Origin of the sequence: Colwellia sp. BRX10-4 (genome assembly GCF_014077465.1) — a bacterium.
GTDB lineage: Bacteria > Pseudomonadota > Gammaproteobacteria > Enterobacterales > Alteromonadaceae > Colwellia_A.
Genome location: NZ_JACGVZ010000112.1, coordinates 1 through 381, shown reverse-complemented (window position 1 = coordinate 381; position 381 = coordinate 1). Strand labels below are relative to the sequence as shown.

2 tRNA genes are annotated in these 381 nt (G+C 40.7%); both read left to right on the top strand.

The features are described 5' to 3' along the window. The first annotated feature begins 13 nt into the window (after window positions 1–13). Window positions 14–89: transfer RNA gene (locus tag H4J67_RS20070), tRNA-Glu, on the top strand. Window positions 90–274: 185 nt separating this feature from the next. Continuing rightward, window positions 275–350: transfer RNA gene (locus H4J67_RS20065), tRNA-Glu, on the top strand. Window positions 351–381: the final 31 nt, after the last annotated feature.

The following is a 381-nucleotide window of genomic DNA, read 5'->3' as shown; positions in this document are numbered from 1 at the left end:
CAATAGTTTTAGTGTCCCTATCGTCTAGAGGCCTAGGACACCGCCCTTTCACGGCGGTAACAGGGGTTCGAATCCCCTTAGGGATGCCACTTATTTTTTATTTCCTTTATCGGAAGTTAATAAATGGGTAAAAAGGGTATAACAAACTAGGTCTTGTTGTTTCCTTTGGTTGAAGAACGTTTCAATCATAAAAGCGAGATGAAAATCTTGTTTGATGCTTTTCTAAGTAGTTGACCCTTGTTTATTCAATGTTCATTTACTCAATAGTTTTAGTGTCCCTATCGTCTAGAGGCCTAGGACACCGCCCTTTCACGGCGGTAACAGGGGTTCGAATCCCCTTAGGGATGCCACTTATTTTTTATTTCCTTTATCGGAAGTTAA